Here is a 278-nt window from a genome sequence, read left to right on the forward strand (position 1 = left end):
GATGCGGAAGAAGAGGAAACTTCGATGATTTGCATGACTCCAGAGGATCTCGAGTTTTACAGATTGCAGAAGGCAGGTGTAGCAATGGATGATGACCCCGGCGACAACCCAAACAAGCGTCTGAAGACCAAAACCAACCCTACCACCCACATGTACACGCATTGTGAGATTCATCCCAGTATGATTCTCGGCATTTGCGCTAGCATCATTCCTTTCCCCGACCACAACCAGTCTCCTCGTAATACCTATCAATCTGCTATGGGCAAGCAAGCCATGGG

General features: G+C 49.3%; 1 protein-coding gene. It reads left to right on the forward strand.

Annotated elements, in window-relative coordinates; genetic code table 11:
- Window positions 1-278, forward strand: a 278-nt coding sequence (locus GSQ79_RS00620; protein WP_158806806.1) for a hypothetical protein, incomplete at both ends; no start/stop codon positions are given.

This window comes from Beijerinckia sp. L45 (genome assembly GCF_009765775.1).
Lineage (GTDB): Bacteria > Pseudomonadota > Alphaproteobacteria > Rhizobiales > Beijerinckiaceae > RH-AL1.